At 66.2% G+C, this 24148-nt stretch carries 26 protein-coding genes; 12 read left to right on the forward strand and 14 right to left on the reverse strand.

What is annotated here, in order from left to right:
• Positions 1 to 12 precede the first annotated feature (12 nt).
• Together HMPREF1316_RS14540 and HMPREF1316_RS11215 are read right to left on the reverse strand one after the other, a co-directional pair.
• Positions 13 to 2481, reverse strand: a complete 2469-nt coding sequence (locus HMPREF1316_RS14540) for an oxidoreductase, nitrogenase component 1 (RefSeq protein WP_021727136.1) — start codon at positions 2479 to 2481, stop codon at positions 13 to 15.
• Positions 2478 to 3239 (reverse strand): nucleotide-binding protein, encoded by a 762-nt coding sequence (locus tag HMPREF1316_RS11215; RefSeq protein ID WP_021727094.1) that lies wholly within the window; start codon positions 3237 to 3239, stop codon positions 2478 to 2480. Before HMPREF1316_RS11215 ends, HMPREF1316_RS14540 begins: the two co-directional genes overlap by 4 nt.
• A gap of 267 nt (positions 3240 to 3506) precedes the next feature.
• On the opposite strand from HMPREF1316_RS11215, the gene HMPREF1316_RS11220 reads away from it, so the two are divergent.
• The 4 genes from HMPREF1316_RS11220 to HMPREF1316_RS11235 all read left to right on the forward strand — a co-directional run bounded on the left by HMPREF1316_RS11220 (position 3507) and on the right by HMPREF1316_RS11235 (position 7091).
• Positions 3507 to 4235 (forward strand): response regulator transcription factor, encoded by a 729-nt coding sequence (locus HMPREF1316_RS11220; RefSeq protein WP_021727120.1) that lies wholly within the window; start codon positions 3507 to 3509, stop codon positions 4233 to 4235.
• An 88-nt stretch (positions 4236 to 4323) separates the two neighbouring features.
• A complete protein-coding gene (locus HMPREF1316_RS11225) occupies positions 4324 to 5244 on the forward strand; it encodes an ATP-binding cassette domain-containing protein (protein WP_021727104.1) in 921 nt (306 codons plus the stop codon).
• Positions 5237 to 6160: an ABC transporter permease gene (locus HMPREF1316_RS11230; protein ID WP_021727079.1), complete on the forward strand. Its 924-nt coding sequence runs from the start codon at positions 5237 to 5239 to the stop codon at positions 6158 to 6160. Before HMPREF1316_RS11225 ends, HMPREF1316_RS11230 begins: the two co-directional genes overlap by 8 nt.
• A 31-nt stretch (positions 6161 to 6191) precedes the next feature.
• Positions 6192 to 7091, forward strand: a complete 900-nt coding sequence (locus tag HMPREF1316_RS11235; RefSeq protein ID WP_021727118.1) for a sensor histidine kinase — start codon at positions 6192 to 6194, stop codon at positions 7089 to 7091.
• Positions 7092 to 7109: 18 nt separating this feature from the next.
• Here the strand turns inward: HMPREF1316_RS11235 and lysS are convergent, their stop codons facing one another.
• The 3 genes from lysS to tatA form a co-directional block, all read right to left on the reverse strand.
• Complete coding sequence (gene lysS, locus HMPREF1316_RS11240; protein WP_021727067.1) at positions 7110 to 9353, reverse strand: lysine--tRNA ligase; 2244 nt, start codon at positions 9351 to 9353, stop codon at positions 7110 to 7112.
• 96 nt (positions 9354 to 9449) lie between these two features.
• Positions 9450 to 9923, reverse strand: a complete 474-nt coding sequence (greA, locus tag HMPREF1316_RS11245; protein WP_021727084.1) for a transcription elongation factor GreA — start codon at positions 9921 to 9923, stop codon at positions 9450 to 9452.
• A gap of 58 nt (positions 9924 to 9981) precedes the next feature.
• Complete coding sequence (gene tatA, locus HMPREF1316_RS11250) at positions 9982 to 10314, reverse strand: twin-arginine translocase TatA/TatE family subunit (protein ID WP_021727144.1); 333 nt, start codon at positions 10312 to 10314, stop codon at positions 9982 to 9984.
• 162 nt (positions 10315 to 10476) lie between these two features.
• Between tatA and HMPREF1316_RS11255 the strand changes: the two genes are divergently transcribed.
• Entirely contained in the window at positions 10477 to 11364 is an 888-nt protein-coding gene (locus tag HMPREF1316_RS11255; RefSeq protein WP_021727100.1) for a spermidine synthase, read from the forward strand.
• On the opposite strand, the gene HMPREF1316_RS11260 is transcribed toward HMPREF1316_RS11255, so the two are convergent.
• The 5 genes from HMPREF1316_RS11260 to HMPREF1316_RS11280 all read right to left on the reverse strand — a co-directional run bounded on the left by HMPREF1316_RS11260 (position 11310) and on the right by HMPREF1316_RS11280 (position 16031).
• Positions 11310 to 12491, reverse strand: a complete 1182-nt coding sequence (locus HMPREF1316_RS11260; RefSeq protein WP_040652380.1) for a glycerate kinase family protein — start codon at positions 12489 to 12491, stop codon at positions 11310 to 11312. The genes HMPREF1316_RS11255 and HMPREF1316_RS11260 overlap by 55 nt on opposite strands.
• Positions 12492 to 12568: 77 nt before the next feature.
• Entirely contained in the window at positions 12569 to 13234 is a 666-nt protein-coding gene (locus HMPREF1316_RS11265; RefSeq protein WP_084620966.1) for a class I SAM-dependent methyltransferase, read from the reverse strand.
• Between the two features lie 258 nt (positions 13235 to 13492).
• Complete coding sequence (locus HMPREF1316_RS11270) at positions 13493 to 13864, reverse strand: P-II family nitrogen regulator (RefSeq protein ID WP_021727051.1); 372 nt, start codon at positions 13862 to 13864, stop codon at positions 13493 to 13495.
• Positions 13865 to 13875: 11 nt separating this feature from the next.
• Entirely contained in the window at positions 13876 to 15120 is a 1245-nt protein-coding gene (locus HMPREF1316_RS11275) for an ammonium transporter (protein ID WP_021727160.1), read from the reverse strand.
• A gap of 248 nt (positions 15121 to 15368) precedes the next feature.
• Entirely contained in the window at positions 15369 to 16031 is a 663-nt protein-coding gene (locus HMPREF1316_RS11280; protein ID WP_021727122.1) for an HAD family hydrolase, read from the reverse strand.
• 247 nt (positions 16032 to 16278) lie between these two features.
• Between HMPREF1316_RS11280 and HMPREF1316_RS11285 the strand changes: the two genes are divergently transcribed.
• From HMPREF1316_RS11285 to HMPREF1316_RS11295, 3 genes are read left to right on the forward strand one after another with little or no spacing between them, the layout of a single operon-like run.
• Positions 16279 to 17025, forward strand: a complete 747-nt coding sequence (locus HMPREF1316_RS11285) for a methionine ABC transporter ATP-binding protein (protein ID WP_021727103.1) — start codon at positions 16279 to 16281, stop codon at positions 17023 to 17025.
• Positions 17018 to 17692, forward strand: a complete 675-nt coding sequence (locus HMPREF1316_RS11290; protein WP_021727075.1) for a methionine ABC transporter permease — start codon at positions 17018 to 17020, stop codon at positions 17690 to 17692. The genes HMPREF1316_RS11285 and HMPREF1316_RS11290 overlap by 8 nt, the downstream gene beginning before the upstream one ends.
• Before the next feature lie 33 nt (positions 17693 to 17725).
• The gene (locus tag HMPREF1316_RS11295) at positions 17726 to 18583 is read left to right on the forward strand and encodes a MetQ/NlpA family ABC transporter substrate-binding protein (RefSeq protein ID WP_021727121.1); all 858 of its coding nucleotides are present in this window, start codon (positions 17726 to 17728) and stop codon (positions 18581 to 18583) included.
• Positions 18584 to 18798: 215 nt separating this feature from the next.
• On the opposite strand, the gene HMPREF1316_RS11300 is transcribed toward HMPREF1316_RS11295, so the two are convergent.
• Complete coding sequence (locus HMPREF1316_RS11300; RefSeq protein WP_021727056.1) at positions 18799 to 19752, reverse strand: DegV family protein; 954 nt, start codon at positions 19750 to 19752, stop codon at positions 18799 to 18801.
• A gap of 489 nt (positions 19753 to 20241) precedes the next feature.
• Here HMPREF1316_RS11300 and HMPREF1316_RS11305 point away from each other — a divergent pair, with 489 nt between their 5' ends.
• The 3 genes from HMPREF1316_RS11305 (at position 20242) to HMPREF1316_RS14545 (ending at position 22278) form a co-directional block, all read left to right on the forward strand.
• Positions 20242 to 21285: an aldose epimerase family protein gene (locus HMPREF1316_RS11305; protein WP_040652430.1), complete on the forward strand. Its 1044-nt coding sequence runs from the start codon at positions 20242 to 20244 to the stop codon at positions 21283 to 21285.
• Positions 21286 to 21783: 498 nt separating this feature from the next.
• Complete coding sequence (locus tag HMPREF1316_RS11315; RefSeq protein ID WP_040652384.1) at positions 21784 to 22035, forward strand: hypothetical protein; 252 nt, start codon at positions 21784 to 21786, stop codon at positions 22033 to 22035.
• 9 nt (positions 22036 to 22044) lie between these two features.
• Positions 22045 to 22278, forward strand: a complete 234-nt coding sequence (locus HMPREF1316_RS14545) for a hypothetical protein (RefSeq protein WP_198009669.1) — start codon at positions 22045 to 22047, stop codon at positions 22276 to 22278.
• A gap of 98 nt (positions 22279 to 22376) precedes the next feature.
• On the opposite strand, the gene HMPREF1316_RS11320 is transcribed toward HMPREF1316_RS14545, so the two are convergent.
• The 3 genes from HMPREF1316_RS11320 to HMPREF1316_RS14170 all read right to left on the reverse strand — a co-directional run bounded on the left by HMPREF1316_RS11320 (position 22377) and on the right by HMPREF1316_RS14170 (position 23300).
• Positions 22377 to 22664: a ribbon-helix-helix protein, CopG family gene (locus HMPREF1316_RS11320; RefSeq protein ID WP_021727143.1), complete on the reverse strand. Its 288-nt coding sequence runs from the start codon at positions 22662 to 22664 to the stop codon at positions 22377 to 22379.
• A complete protein-coding gene (locus HMPREF1316_RS11325; RefSeq protein WP_021727154.1) occupies positions 22661 to 22927 on the reverse strand; it encodes a hypothetical protein in 267 nt (88 codons plus the stop codon). Before HMPREF1316_RS11325 ends, HMPREF1316_RS11320 begins: the two co-directional genes overlap by 4 nt.
• A 94-nt stretch (positions 22928 to 23021) precedes the next feature.
• The gene (locus tag HMPREF1316_RS14170) at positions 23022 to 23300 is read right to left on the reverse strand and encodes a hypothetical protein (protein WP_198009670.1); all 279 of its coding nucleotides are present in this window, start codon (positions 23298 to 23300) and stop codon (positions 23022 to 23024) included.
• Between the two features lie 307 nt (positions 23301 to 23607).
• Between HMPREF1316_RS14170 and HMPREF1316_RS11335 the strand changes: the two genes are divergently transcribed.
• A complete protein-coding gene (locus HMPREF1316_RS11335) occupies positions 23608 to 23907 on the forward strand; it encodes a hypothetical protein (RefSeq protein ID WP_040652386.1) in 300 nt (99 codons plus the stop codon).
• The last annotated feature ends 241 nt before the right edge of the window (positions 23908 to 24148 follow it).

Here is a 24148-nt window from a genome sequence, read left to right on the forward strand (position 1 = left end):
CCATGTCGTCCTCTACGTCCGCACGAGATGCCCCGAGAGCGCATAGTGCGTCTCGTCAAAGAAGTCACCCGCGAAGTCGCCCACCAGCTTGCGCAGCGTGACGTCGGCGAGGATGGCGGTGGGGCGGGCCGCACGGACCGCCGCCGCGACGTCACCCTCCTCGCGCAGATGCAGGTCGCCATCGCGGCGGGCCTCATCCGGCTGCATGAAGAAGCTCGCCACGATGACGTCCGAGGCGCCGCGAGCGAGCAGCCGCGTTCGGATGGCATGGGCCGCCACCTGCTGGTGGACCACCAGCACGCGATGGCCCGCCCACGCGATGCGGGGGATGAGGGCATCCGCCAGCGGATAGTCGACATCATAGGGCGTGCCGAAGCGGCGCTGGAGCCATTGGGCCGCCTTGAGCCCCGCGGGTGACACGACGATGTTGCGCTCGGCCGCACCGGCCGTGCGCAGCTCGTCGAGGGTGGCGCCCATGCCAAAGACGGTGACGCGCCGCCAGCCATCAAGACGCAGCCGCCGCTCGAGGGCCGCGGCGCCATCGGGATCAGAGACGTCGAGCGGCGTGGCGCCCCAGACGCCGATGCGACCCTCCTCCGTCACGGGTCGCTCGGGGGCTCCTTCGACAAACCTGGTGAGGAGCACCAGGTAGGCAGCCTCTGCACCTCGGTCATAGAGGTCCATGCCATTGGTCTTGAGGGCGATGGTCGGAAGGCCGCAGCGCCGTTCGGCCAGGTGACAGAGCGCGGTGAGGTCCGTGCCTATCACCGCCGGTACCGGCGTGCCCACGAGCGCAACGAAGCGGCCACCCAGCTGCCGGTGCGCCAGCTCGAGCTTCTGCACCAACAGGTCATCGCGACCAAGGATGGCATCCATGTCCCGCAGGCCCGCGCTGAAGATGGCGTCCCTCTGGGCAAACCAACGCGGCTCGTCAAAGCCGCAGATGTTGCCCACACAGCCGCCCGCATCCACCACCACCGTGATGCCGCCCATGCCATAGAGCACGGAGGCCGCCCCAGACTGGTCCGGTGCGAAGGGGGTGAGCATCCGGCGCAGGCCGCGCACGCAGTGCCGCGCGTCGAGGGGCCGCAGCGCAGGGGCGGCATCGGGGGCGGGAACGCGACGACAGGCGGCCCGTCCGCGCCGCTCCCCGGCAAGCGAGATGGCCCCATGCACGCCACGGCCCTCGTCCCCATGGGAGAGCAGGTGATCCAGCGCGCCAAAGAGGCCGCTCACCGCCGTGTAGCCAAAAGGCTGCTCGTCGCCGTCCCATGCGAGGTTTGGGCAGGCGGGGTGGTAGTAGCCAGCATCGCGGCCGATGGTGAGCGTGACGCCGGTGCCTGCAGGGTCATAGCCGATCATCGTGGGCTCGAGGTTGGAGTACACGCGCGTCTGGGGCGAGAGGTCCGCAAGATGGCGCAGGTAGACGTACTGCCCTGGCGTGACGGTGCCAAAGACCTCGCGCACGGAGCAGCCCTGGCGCACCAGGGCCAGCGCCAGCTCGAACGGGTTGGCGTTGGAGCCCTCGCCCACCGCGAAGACCTCGCGCGGATGACGCTCGCGGAAGGAGCGCAGGGCACCGCGCGCCCGCGCCTGCCAAGGCCCCTGGTCAAAGCTCACGCCCAGCGCCGTGGCCAGCGCGTCGTACTGGGCATGGATGCGATCCTCCTCGTAGAGGCGTGTGAGCTCGATCCAGGGGATCCCCAGGCGGCGCTCGAGGTCCTGCGCGGCAGGGGCGGCCTCTGGATCGAGCACGAGGTTGAAGTTGGCCTCGGCCATGCCCTGGAAGCCGGCGAAGTCCGCTGCCGTCGAGACCTCGCGCACGTGGCGCAGGCCAGCCTGGGCGAGCAGCGCCTTGAGGTCGGACCCCTCCTCGATGGGCGCGAAGTGTCCCAGCAGGTTGCAGGCGCGCGCGTCCCTCTCGGCGGGCTCCAGCAGGGAGTAGAGCGACTGGCGCACGCTGACCATGGGCGGCCTTGTGCCCTCGCGCGTGAGGGCGTACATATAGCAGGGACGCACGGGAACGCCCGCCTCGTCCTGCGCCGCATGGCACACGCGCTCCATGTCGGTGCCGAGCAGGGCGTCCACGCAGGTGACGCAGACCATCACGACCGAGGGCACCGTGGGCAGGCTCTCGCACAGCGCCCGTACCGCCTGGGGGATGCGCCTGAGGTGACGGGACGTGATGAGGTCGGTCTCACTCATCTCGAGATAGAAGAAGCGGTTCTCATAGCCCGGTAGCTCGGAGACGGAACTGGTGTTGCGGCCGCAGCACCCCGGCGACACGACGAGCATGACCGAGCCGGGAATGGCGAGGCCCGCGCGCTTGACGCCAAAGCCCTCCGCCCCCGGAGAGTTGAAGGCCAGGGCGGCCGGCGAGCTGTAGATGAGGTGCCTGCCGGAGACGAAGTCGTCGGGGATGTCGTCGCGCCCGCGCGCCCAGAGCTCGGAGACGGTGTAGGAGACGGGGGTGACGCTCATGGCGTGCCCTCCCCTGCGAGGAGGCGTTGGGCAAGGTCGAGGAAGGTGCGGGAGATGGGCAGCGCGGGGTTGCCTTCGATGACCGTCCTGCCCTCGTCCTCACAGCGGTTGATGTCGTCCGATCGTGGGATGTCGCCCACGATCGCCAGGCCATGGGCATCCGCGAAGGCCTTGACCTTCCCGTACTCGTCCGGCACGTTGCGGCGGTTGAGGATGAGGCCCGCCACCCGCGCATAGCCGCGGTCCTCGAAGTTGCGCACGGCCGCGTTGATGTTGCCCGCCGCGTACAGCGCCATCCTCTCGCCACTGGTGACGATGAGGACCTTCTCGGCATAGCCCTCGCGGATGGGCGCGGCAAAGCCGCCGCACACCACGTCGCCCAGCACGTCGTAGAGTACGACGTCAGGCTCACAGGTCTCAAGGAGGCGCAGCTCCTCGAGCAGGTTGAACGTGGCGATGATGCCACGGCCGGCACACCCCAGCCCCGGCGTGGGGCCACCCGTCTCGATGCAGAGGACGTCCCCAAAGCCCCGGCTCGAGACGTCCTCGATGGACGTGGGCTCCTCGTCCTCGTCGCGCAGATGGTCCATCACCGGGCGCAGGGGTTGGCCGCCCAGGAGGTTGATGGTGGAGTCGGCCTTGGGGTCGCAGCCGATCTGCACGACACGCCTGCCCAGGGTCGAAAGCGCGGCCGCCAGGTTGCTCGTTATCGTGGACTTGCCGATGCCGCCCTTGCCGTAGATGGCGACCTTTAGCATGACCCGTCACGCGCCAGGCGCGATGGACGCAGCCTCTCTTCCATAGCCGTCCCCTCCGGTCAGCCACCAGATCCCCATCCGGTGCCCTTCCACTCAGGTCTCGTCTCGAATGCCCATCATTATGCGCCGCCAATGTGGCTGACTCAAGGCGGGCTCCCGCCAACGGCACCAATGCCCTGCGGGACGCGGACGCCTGCAGCGCTGTGTCGTTCAGGCTACGATGGACAGAGCGCAACGACCCACGGAACCGCGCCGGAAAGGTGCCACATGCCCCCACAAGCTGACACGCCCCTCATCCTCATCGCAGAGGACGATGCCGACATCAGCACCATCATGACCCGCTACCTGGACAACCATGGCCTCTCCTGCATGCAGGCGTTCTCGGGTACCGAGGCCGTCATGGACCTCGACCGCAGCGCGTTCGACCTCCTCATCTGTGACCTCATGCTGCCCGGCATGACGGGCGAGCAGGTCATCGCCAACGCGCGCGAGCACATCCCCGACATTCCCGTCATCGTGGTCTCCGCACGCGCGACCGTGGAGGACCGCGTGGGGCTCCTGCGCCTGGGCGCCGATGACTACCTGGTGAAGCCCTTCGACCTCGAGGAGCTCGAGCTGAGGGTGCGGGCGCTGCTCAGACGCAGCCGGAGGCAGGGATCCGCGGGGGGCCGGCCTCAGGAGGGCGACGGCGATGTCCTCCGCGTTGGCGCATGGGCGCTTGACGTCGCCTCGCGCGTGCTGACGGCGGCAGACCAGCACATCGAGCTCACCAGGACCGAGTTCGGCATCTGCGAGCTGCTCGCACGCCATCCGCGACGCGCCTACTCCAAGCGCGAGATCTTCGAGCGCGTGTGGCACGAGGACTTCGCCCCCGACGACAACGCGGTGACGGTGCACGTCTCCAACCTCCGCAAGAAGCTGCGTCCCACCGGGACCGACGGCTACATCAAGACCGTATGGGGCATCGGCTTCAAGCTCGACGCACCCACTCTTTAGGCTTTCCTTAGACCTGCTTTGTGGTTTGCCAAGCCTTGGGGCATATCGTAGGCGGCGTAGGCTGGACACGACGACAGGGGAGGAAGGCATGGACGCACTCGAGACGCGCGCGCTCACCAAGCTGTATGGCTCCACGAGGGCCGTGGATGCGCTCGACATGCACGTACCGCGAGGCAGCATCTACGGCTTTGTGGGCAAGAACGGCTCCGGCAAGTCGACGACCATGAAGCTGGCATCGGGACTCGTGACGCCCACGTCGGGAGAGGTGCTGCTCTTTGGCAGGCGCCGGACGCCCGACATACCCATCGGCACGCTCATCGAGATGCCGGGGATCATCGGTGGCCTCTCGGCCCTGGACAACCTCATGACGAAGGCCACGGCACTCGGCATCGTGCGCGCCAAGGCGCAGTGCCAGGGCCTGCTCGCCCTCGTGGGGCTTACCGAGGTGGCCAAGCGACACGTGAAGGGGTTCTCGCTGGGCATGAAGCAGCGACTCGGCATCGCCCTGGCCCTCATCGGCGCGCCCGACCTCCTGCTTCTCGATGAGCCCCTCAATGGCCTCGACCCCGAGGCGGCACGCTCGACGCGCGAGATGCTGCGAGGGCTCGCGGCCAACCACAGCATGACGATCGTCATCAGCTCGCACGTCATCGACCAGCTCAATCGCGTTGTCGACCGCTTCGGCGTCATCAGCCGGGGCCGCATCGTGAGCGAGTTCACCGATGCGGAGATGCGCGCAGCCTGCGGAGATTCCATTCACCTCCGCACGACCAACCCCCCGAGGACCGTGGCCGTACTCGAACGGGAGCTCCCCAACGTGCACCTCTCGCTTGGGGGCACCGATGCGATCTCGCTCACGGCCACGTCATCCGGTGGGCTGCCTACCACCGAGGAGGTGGCGCGCATCCTGCACGCCAACGGTCTCATCCCCCTTGAGATAGGCATGCACAGCCGCGACATAGAGGACTACTTCGTCGAGCTCATGGAGAAGGGAGAGACTCATGTTTAGCCTCATCGCATCGGACGTGCGTCGGGGTCGCCGGATGTGGTGCTGGATGCTCGTAACCTACGTGGCCCTCGTTGCCATCATTGCCGCAAGCGTGCTCTATCTGGTTGGTAACGCCGCGGGACACGGCACCGACACCGCAGGCACGACCGACACAGACACGGGCATCAAGATCAGCGCGAGCCAGAATGGTGAGGGCGAGAGCGCCGAGGCGGCGAGTCAGGAAGCCCAATCCGCGTTTGCCACCACGTTCATGGAGGCAGATGGCGGACCCGGTCAGTCGTTGGAACTGTCGGCCATCGCAAACCCCTTCAGCGTATTGCTTGTCCTCTCGCTCTTCCTCTCGGTCTTCGTTTCGGAGGACTTCTCGACGGGATTCATACGGGGGCTCCTGCCCGCCGGCATAAGCCGTCGGCGCTACTATGTCGGCAAGGTGATGACGATGCTGGTGCTCACGCTCGTATGGACGCTCCTCTTCCTGGCGCTCTTCTGGGCATCCATGCGTCTAGCGGGCTTTGGGTTCCAGGCCGAGGATCCGGGCAGGCTCATGGCCTGGATCGTCCTCTCCTGGCTGCTGACGTTCCTCTACGTGCTGCTCTGCTGCGTGGCGACCTGGTTCTTCCAGTCAAGGCTCGCAGGGGTCATCACTGCCTGCGTTGTGGCGGGCGGCATTGCCAGCAGCCTGGTCTCCACCCTGGGTGGCCTGCTTCGCTCGGAGGCCTTCGATGCCATCGTACAGTGGCTTCCGCACCAGTCCGCCATGCTGCTCGGCTCGGGCGGTGTCACCCGGCTGTTCCAGAGCTCCCTCGAGGGCGTCACGCTCGCTCCATTGGCCCACGTGAGCGTGACGGTCGCGGTAGGCATCGCGATGCTGCTGGCAGTGACGCTTCTCGTGGTGCCCCATCGCGACATACACTAGCCGTGATGGTCCCGGCAGGGATAGGGGGATCGTGATCCTTGCAGTCGTCATAGGCGTCGCGCTGGGGGCGACGCTCGCCGCCCTGGCATACGAGCGGGAGTTGGGCCACATGGCCCGACTCCTGCGTTCGCGCGACGAACGGAGCAACAACCGGCTGACGGTGCACGGCCCCAGCCCTACGGCACGACGGCTCGCCGAGGACATGAACGACAAGCTCGACGTCCTGCAGCATGAGCGCGTCGAGGCGCAGCGGCGCGAGCATGCCTTCAGACGTGACCTGGCCAGCCTCTCTCATGACATTCGCACGCCGCTTGCCGGCGCAAAGGGATACCTGCAGCTTGCGGGCGACGAGGCGAACGAGGTGTCACGGGGACGTGACGTCGATGCGGCCATGAGGAGCATCGATGGCACGCGCGCCCTGCTCGACCAGCTGTTCTCGTACACCAAGGCGAGCGACCCCGACCTAAGGCTGGAGCTGGAACCCATCGGGTTGGCCCCGATGGCGGCCGAGGTGCTCATGGCGCATTACCCCGAGTTCGAACGGCGCGGCTGGGAGCCGATCGTGCTGCTCGAGGAGGATGGCGCGGGCGTCACGCGCGTGCTCGCGGATGCCACCTCGCTGAGGCGCGTCTTTGACAACCTGACGGCCAACGCGCTGCGACACGGAAGTGGTGCCCCCACCATCACGCAGGACGGACCGACCATCACCTTCTCGAACCCCATCCCCGATGACGCAGACATCGATCCCGCCAGGCTCTTCGGACGCTTCTATCGCGCTGATGGCGCACGGGGTGGCAGGGGGTCGGGACTCGGCCTCTCGATTGCCGCGGCACTCGTCCAGGCCATGGGCGGCAAGATCGATGCGCACCTCGATGACGCAGCGGACGGCAGGAAGGCACTCGCCATACGGGTGCGCCTCACGACGGCCTAGGGTCGCCCCGCCGTCCCCCTACTCTGCCACGTCCTCCCTCGCGTTGTAGTCGCCCACGGGTGCGATGGCCTTCATGGCCTCGAGCACGCTCTCAAGCAGGTCGTTGAGGTCCAGGTCGTTGAGCTCGGCGCCACGGCGGATGACGTCGCGGTCGCACCCTGCGGCAAAGCGCCTGTCCTTGAACTTCTTTTTGAGCGACCTGAGCGGCATGTCACGCACGGAGCCAGACGGCCTCATGCGCGCCGCCGCCTGGATGAGGCCCGAGAGCTCGTCCACGGCAAAGAGGACCCTCTCCATCTTGGCCTCGGGCGCAGGCAGGTCGGGGTTGTTGTCAGAGTTGTGCGTCTGGATGGCATGGGCCAGCGCGGGGCTGGCACCAGCCTCCTCGAGCAGCTCGGCCGCTTTCACGGTGTGCTGCGCCCCGTCTGGCCACCGCTCCCAGTCGAGGTCGTGGAGCAGGCCCACCTGGCTCCAGAACTCCACGTTCTGGGGGTCATACTGCTCGGCGTAGTGGCGCATGAGGCCCTCGAGCGTGAGCCCGTGCTGGATGTGGAACTCGTCCCCGTTGTACCGCTCGAGCAGCTCGAGTGCCGCGTCACGCGTGAGGCCGCTCTCGAGCCTGGTGGTCGCGGGCGCCGCAGCGTCCGCGGAGGCCCCCGTGGCGCAGCTGGCCGCCAGTTCGTCCACGCTGGCAAAGCCGGCACCCAAGGCGCCCCCCACCTGCGCCTCGATGTCGGCCCTGGTGACGGCCTCGGGCTTCATCTGCGGGAAGAGCAGGACGTCGCGGATGGAGGGCTGGTCGCAGAAGAGCATGACCATGCGATCGATGCCATAGCCGATGCCGCCGACGGGAGGCATGCCGTACTCCAGCGCCCGCACGTAGTCGTAGTCGTAGCCCATGGCCTCGTCGTCGCCCAGGCCCTTGGCGGCAACCTGCGCGGCAAAGCGTGCGGCCTGGTCGACGGGGTCGTTCAGCTCGGAGAAGGCGTTCGCGTACTCATGGCCGCAGATCACGAGTTCGAAGCGGTCGGTGAGGCGTGGGTCCTCCTCCTTGCGCTTGGCAAGCGGGCTCACCTCCTCGGGGTAGTCGCACACAAAGGTGGGGTTCACGAGCGTGGGCTCCCCCAGCCCGTCATAGAGCTCGAAGAGGAGCTTGCCGGCGCCCCAACCCTCCTGCCACTCGATGTCGTGCGCCGCGCAGAGCTCGCGCAGGTGTTCGACGGGCGTGTCCATGTCCACGCGCTCGTCCACGGCCGCAGAGGCGACCTCCGAGAGCGAGCGCGACGCCCAGGTGCCGCTCATGTCCACCCGCTGGCCCTGGTACTCGATGACCTCGTGATCCTCCGCGCACCCGCAGACCTCGCGCGCGATGGCCTTGAACAGCCCCTCGCTGAGCTTCTTCATGCCCTCGAGGTCGGAGTAGGCGCAGTAGGCCTCCATGCTCGTGAACTCGGGGTTGTGCATGAGGTCCATGCCCTCGTTGCGAAACTGGCGGCCGATCTCGAACACGCGCTCCATGCCGCCCACGATGAGGCGCTTGAGCGGTAGCTCGGTGGCGATGCGCAGGTAGAAGTCACGGTCGAGCGCATTGAAGTGCGTCACGAAGGGCTTGGCGTTGGCGCCGCCCAGGATGGCATGCATCATGGGGGTCTCGACCTCCATGTAGCCGTCAGCCTCCATGTGGCGACGGATGGTCGAGACGATCTGGCTGCGCCTGCGGAAGGTGTCCCGCACCTCGGGGTTCATGATGAGGTCGATGTAGCGCTGCCGGTAGCGCAGCTCGCGGTCGGCCAGGCCATGGAACTTCTCGGGCAGGGGCCGCACGCTCTTTGAGAGCAGGCGCACCCGCCCCGGCGAGACGGACAGCTGGCCACGCCTGGTGCGCAGGATGGTGCCCGTCGCTTCGATGATATCGCCCAGGTCCACCTGGGACAGGAGCTCCCAATCCGCCTGTGGCAGGTCATTCACGCGACAGAAGAGCTGGATCTGCCCCGAGACGTCCTCCAGCACGACGAAGGTCACCTTGCCCTGCTTGCGCAGGGCCCTCACCCGGCCGGCCACGCTGTAGGAGTCCTCAGTGCTCACCCCATCCTCGAGTCCGGCATACCGCTCCTCGAGCTCGGTGGCATGAGCGGTGACCGTGCTCCTGATGGGGTAGGGATTCACGCCCGCGTCGATGAGCGCCTGACGCTTGGCACGGCGTACGGCGCGCTCGTCGTTGATGTTCACCTCGGGGGCACCTACGATCTTGCTCTGGGTCATTGGACTCTCCTCCAGCCGGATCTCCCGGCAAAAGAGCGCCCCACATCCACGAGGACACGGGGCGCATACGTACGATCCTGCGATCGGGCAGCGAACCTAGCGGTTGATCCTCTTGACGGTAAGGCTGCGGGTCTTGCCCGAGGGGGTCTCGAAGGAGACCGTATCGCCTGCCACATGACCGATGAGCGCTGCGCCAAGGGGCGACTCGTTGGAGATCTTGTTCTGCAGCGAGTCGGTGTGGGTGGTGCCCGCCAGCGTATAGGTCTGCGCTGTGCCCTTCTCGTCCACGAGCTCCACGGTGGAGCCGATGGCAATGGACTTGGCACCACGACGGTTCTCGACCACCTTTGCCGTGGCGAGAAGGTGACGAATCTCGTTGATGCGGGCCTCGTTCTGGGACTGGGCCTCCTTGGCCGCATCGTACTCCGCGTTCTCGGAGAGGTCGCCGAAGCCACGTGCCTCCTGGAGCTGGGCAATGATCTCGCTGCGCTTGTCGCCCTCAAGCAGGGCGAGCTCGTCCTCGAGCTGCTTGCGGTCTTCCGGGGTAAGCGTGACTTCCTGTGTATCCATGCTGTGCTTTCTCTATGGTGACGTTACCTACGAACCGTGCGCGCGGAGGCGCTGGCCTCTAGCTCTCGTGGGCGAGCCGGGCGCCGCACTTGCTGCAGAACTCGGCGTCGGCTGCGTTCTTGGCACCGCACTTGGCGCAGAAGACGACCGCATCCGCGGGGGCCTCAGTGGGGGTGGCATCCGTCTCGGTGGCCGCCTCCTCCTCGACGGTGTCCGTCACGTCCTTGGACGTGGGCTCGCCGCCCTCGTTCACGCCGTCCATGCCCTCGCGGATGTTCTTGACGGTCTTACCCAGCGACTTGCCCAGCTTGGGCAGGTTCTTGGGACCAAAGATGATCAAGATTATGACCACGATGATGATGAGCTCGGCGGGCCCCATTCCCAGAATCATTGACATCCTCCATGCATGGCATGTGGGGCATACCCCACCCGTTTGTGCAGTTTCGCAGCAGCCAGTATAGCCGAGGGCCGTTAGCCCCCACAATCTATAATAGGAATTTCGACAGTATCTAGACAATGGGTGCCACACCCAACGGCCCCACACGAGGAACGCATGGCCCAGACTTCGCGCATCATCATCGTCATCTGCATCCTGATGGCCCTTGACGCGGCCGCCTACCTCGCCGGCGCGCTCATCCTCCACAGGCGCGGGGTCAAGCTGCGGCGCAGCAGGTTTGGCCTGGCGCTCGTCTTTGACGGCGAGGATGCCGACGGCGACGAGCTGCGCATGCTCAACGTGAACGGCACCTACCAGAGCATCTGCTACACCCAGGAGGGCCGCCACTTCGACCTCGTGTGCCTCTACCACCAGTACTTTGCCAAGGTCATCGCCATCGCACGGGAGACGCTGGGCGCCTGCTACCCGGCGGACGCGCTCGTGCTGGGCGGCGGCGGGTTCTCGTTTCCCACGTGGCTCGTGGCACACCAGCCCCAGGCCACCGTCGATGTCGTGGAGATAGATCCCAGGGTCATCAGGCTGGCACGCCAGTACTTCTATCTCGACGAGCTGGAGGCGCGCACGCATGCCGAGCGCGACGGGCGCCTACGCGTCATCTGCGACGACGGCTGGGAGGTGCTGCGCCGCGGCGCGAGCCGCTGGGACCTCATCGTGAACGACGCGTTCGGGGCCAAGCGGCCGCTGGGGGCGCTCACCGGGGCACAGGGCGCGCGCGTCGTGCGCGACCACCTCTCAGACCAGGGCATCTACCTGGCAAACGTGATGGGTGCACTCGAGGGCGGGAAGGCGCGGGCGCTTCGCGAGACGGTGGACGCCTACGCGCGGGCCTTCTCGCACGTCTACCTCCTTCCCGAGAAGCCCGAGGGGCCGCGGCGCCCCGGCGTCAACGCCCTGGTGGCAACCGATCTGGAGCTGCCCATATCCCACCGCTACCGGCTGCGCGCCTCGAGCGACCTCCCCAGGCTCAGCGCGGCAAACAGCTGATTGGCACGATGGGCGTAGAGCCTGCGCGCATGGGCGAGGCGCGCCTGCATGCTGGCCGCATCAAGCAGCTCCGGCGCCTCCGTGACGGCAATCACCGCCGAGACCCCCGCAATCGACACGTTCGGCTCGGCCACGCCCACGAGCGCCACGCAGGGGACCCCTCGGCGCTGGCACGCCGCAGCCACGCCCGAGACCACCTTGCCATGGCTCGTCTGCGCATCCAGCCTGCCCTCGCCCGTTATGCAGAGGCTTGCCCCCCGCAGGCGGCGACCAAACGCCACCAGATCGAGCACGCGGTCTATGCCGCCCTGTGCGCGGGCGCCCAGAAACGTCATACAGGCGAGACCCAGGCCGCCGGCGGCCCCGGACCCCGGGGCACCGGCATCCACGCCCATGCGGAACGTGGAGCGGAGCACCTCGGCATAGCGCGCCATCCCCCGTTCGAGCTCCTCGACCTGCTGCGGCGTCGCCCCCTTCTGCGGGGCGAAGACGCGTGTGGCACCAAGCTCGCCTACCAGGGGGTTATCGACATCGCACATCACGGTGAAGTGGGCGCCCGCGACGTAGCGGCGCAACAGGCCGACATCGATGGCCCGCACATGGGCAAGGTCGGCGCCGCTGCCCATGAGCTCGCTGCCGTGCTCGTCCAAAAAGCGTGCGCCCAGCGCGCGCATGCAGCCCATGCCGCCGTCGTTGGTGGCCGAGCCGCCCACCGCAAGGGAGACGTCCGTGCATCCCTGCATCAGGGCGTCCGAGATGAGCTCGCCCGTCCCGTAGGTCGACGCGCGCAGGGGATTGCGCTCGTCCGGGCCAAGCAGCGTCAGGCCCGATGCCGCGGCCATCTCGATGATGGCACGACCGGATCCCAGAAGGCCGTAGCGCGCCTCCACGGGACGCCCCAGAGGGTCATGCACGCGCACCGAGCGCATCTCGCCGCCCATGGCCGCCACGACGGCGTCCACCGTCCCCTCGCCGCCATCGGCCATGGGCACGCACGCGCACGTGGCGTTGGGGAAGTGGGCATGCGCCGCCGCCTCGAGGAGTCCTTCCGCCTCAGCGGAGGACAGCGTCCCCTTGAGGGAGTCGGAGGCAAGGACAAAGTGGAACTGCGGGGACAGGTCATCCATGGCGCTTCCCTTTCACGCGGCTGCTTCCCTCCCATGATAGGACGGTCGCACGGGCAGGACCGGCCACGGCGCTGCGCCTAGCGGGGCAGCACGATGCAGTCGTAGCGCACGACCTTGCCCGAGAGCGAGTGGCTCGGCGTCCTTCCCGCAAGCGGAGGGCCCTTGAGCGGTCGCTTGACGACCACCTTGCGTGGGTGGGCGGCAAGCGCGGCGTCGAGCAACGCTCCCTCGTCCACGGCAGGGCGCTCCAGCAGCCGGAGCATCTGCAGCTTCTTCCTGGTTGAGGCATCCTTGCGGCGGGCAGGGAACATGGGGTCGAAAAAGACCACGTCGAGCGACGGCCCAGCGGCCATCTCGCGCAGGCCGCGGGCGCCGTCGCCAACGACCAACCGCATGCGCCCCACCACCTCGGCAAGCCCCGGCCGTCTCCGGGCGCGGGCGAGCCCGTCCGCCAGCAGCGCGGCGATCACGGCATCGTGCTCGAAGAGCGTGACCTCAAAGCCCGCGGCGGCAAGGAGCAGCGCGTCCTCCCCCAACCCAGCGGTGGCATCCACGGCGCGCGGTGTGGCTGCGCCCCCGCGCACGCGGGCGGCACGCACCAACAGCTCGCGCGAGAGCCGGTGGGGCTGCAGGCGTGGGAGCATCCGCGAGAAGTCCGCCCGCAGCTCCATGGCTTTGCCCGACAGCGTCAGCCCCTCCGGCCGCTCCACAAGCTTCAACCCCTCTGGCAGTGTGCCGCACATGCCTCACCTCGCGTCTCGCGCATCTCGTTTATGCTGGGTTTTCTCCGCTTCTCCCCTGGTTGTGCTGGGTTTCCTTCCGGCTGTGCTAGGTTTTTCGGCCGTTTTTGTCTCCTGTGCTGACTCTAGTCATCACGGGAGACATTTTGGGCGAGAAAACTCAGCACAGCCAGGAAGAAACCCAGCACAGCTGGAAAAAACCTAGCACAGCCGAGGGACAAGGAAGGGACGGGAGCAAGGACGGAGAGGGGGGCAGGACGGCTAGTCGCGCTCCTCCACGGCCGGACCAGGCTGGATGGCAGCAATGCCCTCCTCGCCCGTACGGATGCGCACGGCACGATCCACTCGATAGGCGAAGATCTTGCCATCGCCGACCTCTCCGGTACGCGCCGCCTCGCAAATGGCCCGGACGGCCCTGTCTGCCCACTCCTCGTCGCTCACCACGATCTCGAGCTTGACCTTGGGCAGCATGTTCATGCTCACGCTCGTGCCACGCACCCTGCGCTTGTAGCCCATCTGGGTGCCACAGCCCATCACCTGGCTCACCGTGAGGCCACGCACCCCGATTCCCATGAGGGCATCCTTGGCATCTTCCAGGCATTCCTCGCGAACGATCGCCTCTACCTTGACCATCAAGATCACCCCTAGTCGTCAAGCCCGTTGAAGGAAGGATACGCACGCTCTCCCTGCTGCGAAAGGTCCAGGCCAACGCGCTCCTCGCGGGCGCTCACGCGCAAGCCACCGCAGACGAGCCTCGTGAGTCCAACGCAGACGAGCGTGCCCATGATGGCAAGGGCGATGGTGACCAGCATGGCCACGAGCTGTGCGCCAAGCAGGTGCGCGTCACCAAAGACCGAGCCATCAACATGCAGCGCAGGATTGACGTCCCGGCTGGCGAAGAGGCCGGTGGCGATGCCACCCCACATACCACCGACGCCATGGCACCCAAAGGCGTCGAGAGCATCATCATAGCCAAGCGTGGGCTTGATGGCCGAGACGGCAAGGTAGCAGATGGGGCTCGCTAGGCCACCGATGAGAAACGCCGCCCACACCGGAACGAAGCCGCACCCCGGCGTGATGGCCACCAGACCGATCACGAGGCCCGTGCAGGCACCCACGAGCGTGGGCCTGCCGTCCGTTGCCACATCCATGAGCATCCAGGTGAGCTCTGCGGACGCCGCGCTGATGGCCATGGTCGCAAAGGCATGCACCGCCAGGCCGCTCGCGGAGAGCGCGCTGCCCGCATTGAAGCCAAACCAGCCAAAGAGCAGGAGCGCCGCACCGACGGCAACGAGTGGGATATTATGCACGCGGTAGTTGACCTGCTCGTACCCCTGGCGCCTGCCCAAGATGACGCAGAGGACGAGGGCGCTCACGCCCGAACTGATGTGCACCACGTTGCCACCGGCAAAGTCGATCGAGCCCAGCGCGGCAAGGATGCCACCGGCGCCCCACACCATGTGGGCTATGGGGTAGTAGACCACGATGGTCCACAGGACGATGAAGGCGAGCAGCGCCTTGAGCCGCATGCGCCCCGCAATGGCGCCCGTGATGAGGGCGGGCGTGATGATGGCGAACATCATCTGGAAGAGGGCGTACGCCAAGAAGGGAATCGTCGGCGCGTAGCTCGAGGCGTCCACCCCCACCCCCGAGAGGCCCAGAAAGTCAAGGCCTCCGATGACGCCGCTATGGTCTGCCCCAAAGGCAAGCGAGAAGCCAAACAACGCCCACATCACCACCTCCACACCGATGATGCAGAACGAGGCCATGATATTGTTCGATACGTTCTTGCGTCGACCGAGGCCACCGTAGAAGAGGGCGAGCCCTGGGGTCATGAGGAGCACGAGCGCTGCACAGACCAGCACGAATCCCGTGTCGCTTGCAACCATGATCGCTCCTTTCGCCTGGGCATGCCCTCACGTGACATGCGGGTTGCGCCAGAGAGCGTCGATGCTCGTTGCCACGCGGAGGCCATGCCAGCCGTCAATGGACGAGTATCAGCATGGGACGCGGGCATTGCCTGGGAGTGACCGTTCGGTTGCGCCAACGTGGCACAGGCGTTACCCAAGGGCTTCCGGGTGGTATTGGGAACGCTACGAGAGCGTAACGCGGTCGTTTCGACCGCTGGCGCACAGGCCTAGCGAATGATCCCCGACGTCAGCAGCCTGCGCACCTCGAGGAGGTCGCGACACACGAAGGAGGCGGCCGAGAGCATCTCGTCGTCAGGGGCGACCAGGTCGGGCACGAGCACGGTCACAAAGCCACCGGCAGCCCCTGCGAGCACGCCGTTCTTGCTGTCCTCAAGCACGAGGGACGAAGCGGGAGCCACACCCAACCTACGGGCCGCCTCGAGGAACACGTCGGGCGCAGGCTTGCCGCGCACGACCTCCTCGCCCGAGAGCACCACGTCAAAACAGGCATCCATGCCAGCCGCGGCAAGCTGCCGCTCGATCATGGGCCTCGCGCTCGACGAGGCGACGGCGCGAGGCACGCCCCGCTCGCGCAGATGGTCAAGGAGCTCGATGAGGCCCGCCTTCTTGGGGGCGCCGTCCCTGCACACCTCGAGCATGTGGGCGCAGACGCGCTCCCAGAGCGCGGCCTGGTCAATCGTCCTCGCGCCAAAGTGACGGTCGAGCACCTCCTGGCGGGCGGCAGGGCCAGCACCACGCATCTCATCGGGCAGCCCTGGGGGCATGTTGGCCCTGCCAAGGGCACAAAGGGCAGGCTCCCAGCTGCATGTCCACAAGGGCTCCGTGTCCAGCATAAGGCCGTCCATGTCAAAGAGTGCCGCCTGCGGCATGATCCACCCCTCCGTCCTACGGCGTACCCTCATTCTATCCGGTGGCGCACCACATCCGTGGAAGGCCGTCGGGGCACGGTCGGCTATCGATCTATCCCATAGCCAGATAGCTGATTTCCCTAGGGGCGCTGGACTTGACGCCACCGCTGCCTCGCCCATACGCTACAGGGACTACGGACATCATGCTGGCACTGCTATACTCTGCACTTCCACATGACGCACATCGCACAACAGTCAGGAGCACTCCTTGATATCGTTACGGCATATCATCAAAATCTATGAGGGGGGTACGGACGAACACGCCCTGGGCGATGTCTCCCTCGACATACCCGATGGCGACGTCTTTGGCATCATCGGCATCAGCGGAGCCGGCAAGTCCACGCTCGTGCGCTGCATCAACCTGCTCGAGCGGCCCACCAGTGGCAGCGTCATCGTGGACGGCACGGACGTCACGAACCTCTCGGGGGCGGCGCTGCGCAGCTATCGTCGACGCGTCGCCATGATCTTCCAGGGCTTTGGCCTGCTCGCACAGAAGACGGCCCTGGAGAACGTGTGCTTTCCCTTCAGGGCGAGTACGGGCCATGTGACCAAGGAGAACCGCGAGCGTGCGCGAGCGCTGCTCGACGAGGTGGGGCTGGCAGACAAGGCCGGCTCCTATCCCGCCCAGCTCTCCGGTGGCCAGCAGCAGCGCGTGGCCATCGCCCGCGCACTCGCCTGCGAGCCCGAGTACATCCTCTGCGACGAGGCCACGAGCGCGCTCGACCCCGCGAGCACGGCGTCGGTGCTCTCACTGCTCACGAGGATCAATGCCGAGACCGGCGTCACCATCGTGATCATCACGCACTCCATGGACGTGGTGCGCCAGGCGTGCAGGCACGTGGCCGTGCTCTCCCACGGGCGCCTCGAGGAGCAGGGCACGGTGGACGAGGTGTTCGCCCATCCGCAGAGTGAGACGGCAAAGGCACTGCTCGGGAGGGTGAGCTGGGATGACTGACACGACCGCTTCGTTCCTGTCGCAGTACGGGACGCTCCTGGGGCAGGGCACGCTCGACACGCTCGCCATGCTCCTCCTCTCCACGGCGCTCGCGTACGTGATCGGCCTTGCGCTCGGCGTCGTCCTCTACGTGACGGCGCCCGGTGGCCTGCGCCCCCGACGCATGCTCAACGCCGTGCTGGGGTGGGTCGTCAACATGGCACGCTCCATCCCGTTCATCATCCTCATCGTCTCCGTCATCCCAGTGACCAAGGCGATTGCCGGCACCACCGTGGGCGTGCGGGGCGTCATCTTCCCCCTCGTGCTCTCCTCTGCCCCGTTCGTGGCGCGCATGGTGGAGCAGTCCCTGGCCGAGGTCCCACACGACTCCATCGAGGCTGCCGCGGCCTGTGGGGCATCGCTGCCGCGCATCGTGCTCTCGGCGCTGCTGCCCGAGGCCATGCCCTCCATCGTGCGTGGCGTGGCCGTCACGCTCATCTCGGTGCTGGGCTACACCGCCATCGCCGGGGCCGTGGGTGCCGGCGGCCTGGGCGACATCGCCATCCGCTATGGCTACTACCGCTACCAGGACCAGATGATGGTCGTCACCATCGTGCTCCTCATCGTGCTCGTGCAGCTCATCCAGAGCACCTGCAACCTCATCGCCAAGCGAATCGACCATCGCTGACAAGCCACCCGAAGAGAAGGAAAGGAACCGACCATGTCCCAGATCACCAGGAGAGACTTCGTCACCACCGTCGCCGGCAGCGCGGGGGCCCTGCTCTTTGGCAGCGTGCTCACGGGCTGCGGCAGCTCTGGCGGCACCAGTCCCTCGTCCTCCGGCGACACCAAGACCCTCACCGTTGCCGCGTCGCCCACGCCGCACGCCGAGATCCTCAACGGCTTCGCGGCCCCCAAGCTGAAGGATCAGGGCATCGACCTCACGGTCAAGGAGTACACCGACTACATCATCCCCAACCAGGTGACCAGCTCCGGCGAGGTGGACGCCAACTATTTCCAGCACATCAACTATCTCAACAACTACAATGCCGAGAACGGCACCGACCTCGTGGGCGTCGCCGCCATCCACTACGAACCGTTCGGCATCTATGCCGGCACGGCCAGGGACCTTACCGCCATCGCCGACGGTGCCCAGATCGCCGTTCCCAACGATGCCACCAACGAGGGTCGCGCACTGCTGCTGCTCCAGCAAGAGGGCATCATCACGCTGAGCGACCCCGACAGCTACGAGGCCACGGCCAACGACATCGCCGGGAACCCCCACGGCATCAAGCTCGTGGAGGTGGAGGCGGCCGCCGTCCCACGCCAGCTGCAGGATGTTGACTTTGCCGTCATCAACGGCAACTATGCCATCGAGGCGGGCATGCACGTGGCCGACGCCCTCGCCGTGGAGTCCGCGGAGGGCGTGGCCGTGCAGCAGTACGCCAACTACATCGTGACGACACCCGCCAACCAGAACGACGAGCGCGTGAAGGCCCTCGTGGACGTGCTGAGGTCCGACGACTTCAGGCAGTACCTCTCCGACACCTATGGCAAGGACGTCCTCCCCGCCGACTAACAGATCCGATGGGCGAGTCGTTCGCAATCCTGCCGCTTCCCCTTGCGAGTCGTTCGCACATGCGAGCGACTCGCTTGTTCTTCCTACGCAGGTAGATGAGTTAATGCCTTCTCAACTTCTGCTGGGGGGCCTGATAATTTGCATACGACTCACATGGAGGCGCCGCGAAATTGCATACGACTCGAACGGAGCACTCGAGCGGGACGGGCGCGCTGCTAGTGGTGGCGGACGCTCTGGGCGATCTGGTCCGAGACGGATGCGCCGGTTCGTCGGTCCTCGCCCCAGAAGCAGCAGGACACCATGCCTGCCCCCACATGGCAGCCGATGGTGGGCCCAATAGTCGAGATCATGGTGATGGCCGTGTCATCCGACCTGTGGATGATGTCGGCCATACGCTCGGCATCCTTGGGGCAGTCCGCATTGCCGATGGCGACCACCGACGAGAACAGATCGGTGTTGTGGTTCTTCTCATAGAACGAGGCCATCTTCTTGAGGCCCTTCTTGCGTCCACGTGCAATGCCGATCACGCTGAGGGCACCATCCAGGTCGAACGTGAGCAACGGTTTGACGTCGAGCGCACCGCCCACCACGGCCACGCTCTTGGGGACACGCCCGCCACGGTGCAGCGCATCGAGGTCATCCACCATGAAGATGGTCTGCACGAAGTAGCGCGCCTCCTTGGCCCAGGCCACCATCTCCTCGGCCGTCAGCCCCTTGTCGCGCTGGCGCAGGGCCTCTACCACCAGCAGGTACTGGGACGTCGAGCCGATCTTGGTGTCGACGATATGGATGGGAAGGTCGGGCCTGCCCAGCTCCTCCCTCACGCGGGCGAGCGCCGTGCAGGCACCCTCATAGCACCCGGATATCCCACTGGAGAGCGTGAGGTACACGGTGGGCATGTCCAGCTTGGCGCACTCCCGAAACGCGCTCTCGAACTCAAGTTGCGAGGGTTGCGACGTCATGAGCGATGCGCCATGTCGGATGGCCTCGTAGAACTCGTGGGGGGTGCGCGAGACGAAGAGGTCATCCACGCCGCTCATCCCCTCGTCCGCAGCTCCCTCGCGGGCGGCATACGTGAAGTGCAGCATGCCCAGGTCGGCATCGTCCACCATCTGTTGGCTGAAGTCGCAGGGTGAGTCGGTCATGAGGTGAAACTGGGGTGTCTGCATGGGTCTGCTCCTTTCAGGCTGTACCTCCCATTGTACGGGAGGAGCGGCCGTGCACCCGCGATGTCACGACACCCGAGCCACGTTTCGTATAGGGGTGTACGGGCACACCACGTTCCCCAGCCGGCTCCCGAAGGATGGGCGGTGCCTCGTCGACGCGCGCGCCGCCTCCGCCACGTCGACGGAGGGCAGCCGGTAGCTTGACGCAGGGAAAGGCACTCCCCCAGAGCAGGCAGTGCGCCACGTTGAGCGCAAGCACACCCCAGGCGGCCGTAAAGACGCGGGGAACCCCCGGCTTGCTCGTCGTCTCGCTGACCACTGACGCCCTCGCCCCTCTGGCCACCTTCCCGCTCGTGCGAGAGCGACCCTAGCACAGGAGGGGGCTCTCACCCACCTCTACGGGCGCCTCACCGAAAGCTGGGAGGTCCGGACCCATCGGCACATGTCAGAGGTGCATACTGCCAGCAGAGGGTTCGTGCGATGGGAGAGGTCATGGCTGTCCTTACCAGACCGTTCGGTGCCACAGAAAGCGGAAGGGCCGTGTGCCTGCATATGCTTTCCATCGCCTCAGGCATGAGCGTGAGCATCTGCGAGGTCGGCGCGGCCATCCAATCGGTCGTCGTTCCCGATGGCAGGGGCAACTTCGTGGACGTGGCCCTGGGCTACGACGGTGCGCCGGGCTACCTGCACAACGGCGCCTGCATCGGGGCCATCCTGGGCCGCAACGCCAACCGCATCGCGGGGGCACGCTTCGAGCTTGGGGGGACCACCCATCGCCTTGCCGCAAACGATGGCCCCAACAACCTGCACTCGGGACCGCACCCCTGGCACGAGCGCCTCTGGCAGGTGGGGGAGGTCCCCCACGACACGCCGGATGGCGCGAGCGTGACGCTCGAGCTCGTGAGCCGGGCGGGCGACCAGGGCTTCCCCGGCGCGGCGGACGTCCGCGCAACCTACACGCTCCACGACGACCAGCGCCTTGAGCTCACCATCGAGGCCAGCGCCACGGAGGCCACCATCATCAACAGCACGAGCCACGCCTACTGGAACCTCAACGGCCACGCCTCCGGTACCGCCATGGCCCACACCCTCCAGCTGGAGAGCGCGGCCTACACGCCCGTGGACGCCGCCCTCATCCCCACGGGGGAGGTCGCGCCCGTGGCGGGCACGCCCTACGACTTCAGGAGCGGCCATGCGCTGGGGGACATCCTCCAGAGGCTGCCCCAGGGGCTGGACACCAACTTCGTGCTCAGCAACGCGGAATGCGTAGAGCGTGCCGCCACGCTGGTGGGCAACGAGACGGGCGTCCGCATGACGCTCTCCTGCGACGCGCCCGGCCTACAAGTGTACACGGCGGGCGGCCTCGACGCGCGCGGCAAGGCCGGCGCGCACTACGGCAACGGGGCAGGCATCGCCCTCGAGGCGCAGTTCTACCCCGACGCCATCCACCACGCCGCCTTCCCCCAGCCCATCTATGCACCGGGCCACCCCTTCCTCAGGCGCGTGACGTTCGCCTTCGATGCGCCCGGTCGGTAGCCCCTCACCAACGATATCCGGGCGTTTCCAGGGAGCGGTGGTACGCCTCCCGCGCATGGTCGTGCTGGCGCTCGAGGGCCCTCCGCTCATGTACTAGTTCATCGCGCCGTTCGTCGCAACGCAGTGCTGCCTCATGCTGTGCGGCATTCAACTCGTCCAAGACATAGGCAGCCTGACGAACCATGCAAGGCATAGCCTCACGCACCTCATCCACGAGCTGCCCACCCTGGCCCAGGCGGTACAGGAGCTCATCCACCGCCTCCCCAAAGCGACATTCCTGGATACGCAGTGCGTCTTCGCGCTCCTCTATCTCTATACAACGCGAACGATAGGCGCGAGCAGCGGCATCCTCCGCCTCTCGCCCCTCCTACAAGCCCACGTCATTTGCCTGTCATCGCCTCCCCAACGTCATCCTTTGATGAGGCGACACTCTCTCTTGAGTGGACCGTAATACCTTGTACCATGCACCTTAGGCTACCATCAGTGCAGGAGAGGGATATGACCCTGTCCCAGGCCGAGATCCGTTCCAGCATCGAGGCGGCTGACGCCCGGGCAACCGCGCTTGAAGGCTCCGTCGGTTCACTTGGTAGCGTTTCCTTGCAGAGCATCTCGGATGTGAGCGCGGGAATTCCTGGGAGCTCCCTGCACGACAGCGCTGCCACTACCCTGGAGACAGGCCTACGTACCTGGACGGATCTCATCAACTCCGACTATCCCGATGCAGACCAGCAGTACATCGACTGGTTGTGACTCAGGATCATGTCACAGACGGACTACAGTGGTGCTAAGTGGGAGATTACTGCCGATAGAGTATCGGGCATCGGAGATGATGGACAACTCGTCAGTGGCGATGCCTTTGTCACGCAAGTGCTGGGCATCGATCCCGACGAGTGGGCAAGGCTGAAGCTCGCGATTGCCATGCAACACGCCTCTTGTGATGGCAATACTAAAGAGCGAGTCCCCGTTTTGGAACGGTGTCGTTCTGACTGGTAATCAAACTCATTTCGCGCAAGAGGCCCGCCGTGTGGCCACAAACCGGCCCCTAGCGGGCGCATGCACGCCTGGAGGCCAAGGGACAAAGGGCCAGAGCGTCACTCGACCCCCAGCAGCCTGTCGGCCAGCGCGGCACGGGCGTAGGCGCTCGTGCTCATGCCGGCGCTCTTGGCCCTCTGCTCGACCGCGCGCTTCATGCCGACCGGTACCTTGACCGAGATCGTGGCCGTGCCCTCGGACGAGAGCGGTGGGCGGCCGTACACGACCCTCCCGACGCTGCGCTCGCCCTCCGGGAACTCGCCCTTCTCGTAGGCGTCGCACCAGCGGCCAATCATCCCCTCGGTTATCTCCTGACCGTTCGCCGCGACCCACTTCCTCTCGCTCATCGTGACCTCCTCTCAGCGGCCTCAATCTCCCTCGCGAACTTCCCCTGCACTGGCGCCATGGCGTGTATCACGAGCCAACCAGAGACCGTCTCGACCGCTATCAGCTCCACGTCCCTCCCATCATCCAGCCATCCGACCAGAAGCCATCTGGGGGGCTCCTGCGGGCTCTCGCGCATGATGCACTTCGCCACTGACCCCCACGCCTGGAGAACCTCCCCCCGGCTGAGGTGCTTCAGGGCGTTCGGGTGAATCTCCGGCTCCATCGCACCCCTTTCGTCATACCGAAAGTATACCACTTTAGACAGATTAAAATCGGTTTTGGAGCGATGTCATTCTGACTGGTAATCAAACTAAGGGCTATGTTTCAGAAAGTGTGTAATGGGCGATTATCCACTGCCTGTGATTCGTGGGCACGTGGACCTCGCTCCGGGCTATCCCGGCGCCGCATTCCTCGGGCGCTCCGTCATCCCGATCGTTGCCTCCTGGCGCGGCCGTGGACAACCCGTCCGCGTCGTCGGCGGGCATGGCGCGGATGATTTCGGCGGCGGGCAGCAGGTTTTCGGCGTACACGTAGCGCCACCAGAAGATGGCCTTGACGCGGCGCATGAGTGGCAGCCCCCGATGCAGCCGCGGCATGTCACTGAGCCTGGCGTCGACGCCCCCGACGGCGTTGTTGGTGGAGAGCCGTTCGCCGCCGTGCTCTGCTGCATCTCGCCGAACGTGGACGGCCCCCCCGCACACCAGCTTGCTGGGCCCCGCCTCGCCTTGCGCAGGCGCTCGTGTACCCAGGCTTTCTTGCCGTCCCTTACCGTGAGCTCCTTCAGGAGACTATCCCATTCGACGCGCCATGCGTTGCACCCCAAAAGCCGTGTCGCGGCCGGCCCGGCGCCCTTGGCGTCCTTGAGCCTGTCGGCGACGCCGGGAAGCCTGCAACGAAATCGCTGTGGGTACCACCAACCGTGCCGACGAGTTCCTCAGCAACCCTAATGGCTATGACAACATTGTGAACTCCATCTATGAGAGCCTCCAGCATGAGGACATTCCGCTGTCATGCACAGACACAGAGGTCGAGATCACTCACGACGACTTCTTTCATGAAGAGCGTATCCTGTTCTTCAAGCACTTGGTACCCAACACACCGAACAGCATCGAGGAAAGGGAGGATACCATTGGCAGGCAGGAGCACCTCCAGGATACGAAGGGGTTCCGTGACGCGTTGAAAGAGCACAGAAATGACCTCTGACACAAAAGGTCCAACTCGCCCGCAAAGGGAGGAGGAAGCACCCTCCACCTCGAGACTCGGCACGTTCCTCCGCCGCCTCCCCTACTGGGCCATGGTGCTCGCGGTGGCCCTCTTCGTCTACGCCACCCTCGGGGTGCGCGCCACGATCGAGCGCGAGACTTCCGTCCGCAACGTGTTCGACGAGATGATCCTCGAGGGGCCCAGGACCCACCGCGGCCTGCCCTTCCCCTGGCTGCCGGGC

This window comes from Olsenella profusa F0195 (genome assembly GCF_000468755.1).
Classification (GTDB): Bacteria; Actinomycetota; Coriobacteriia; order Coriobacteriales; family Atopobiaceae; genus Olsenella_F; species Olsenella_F profusa.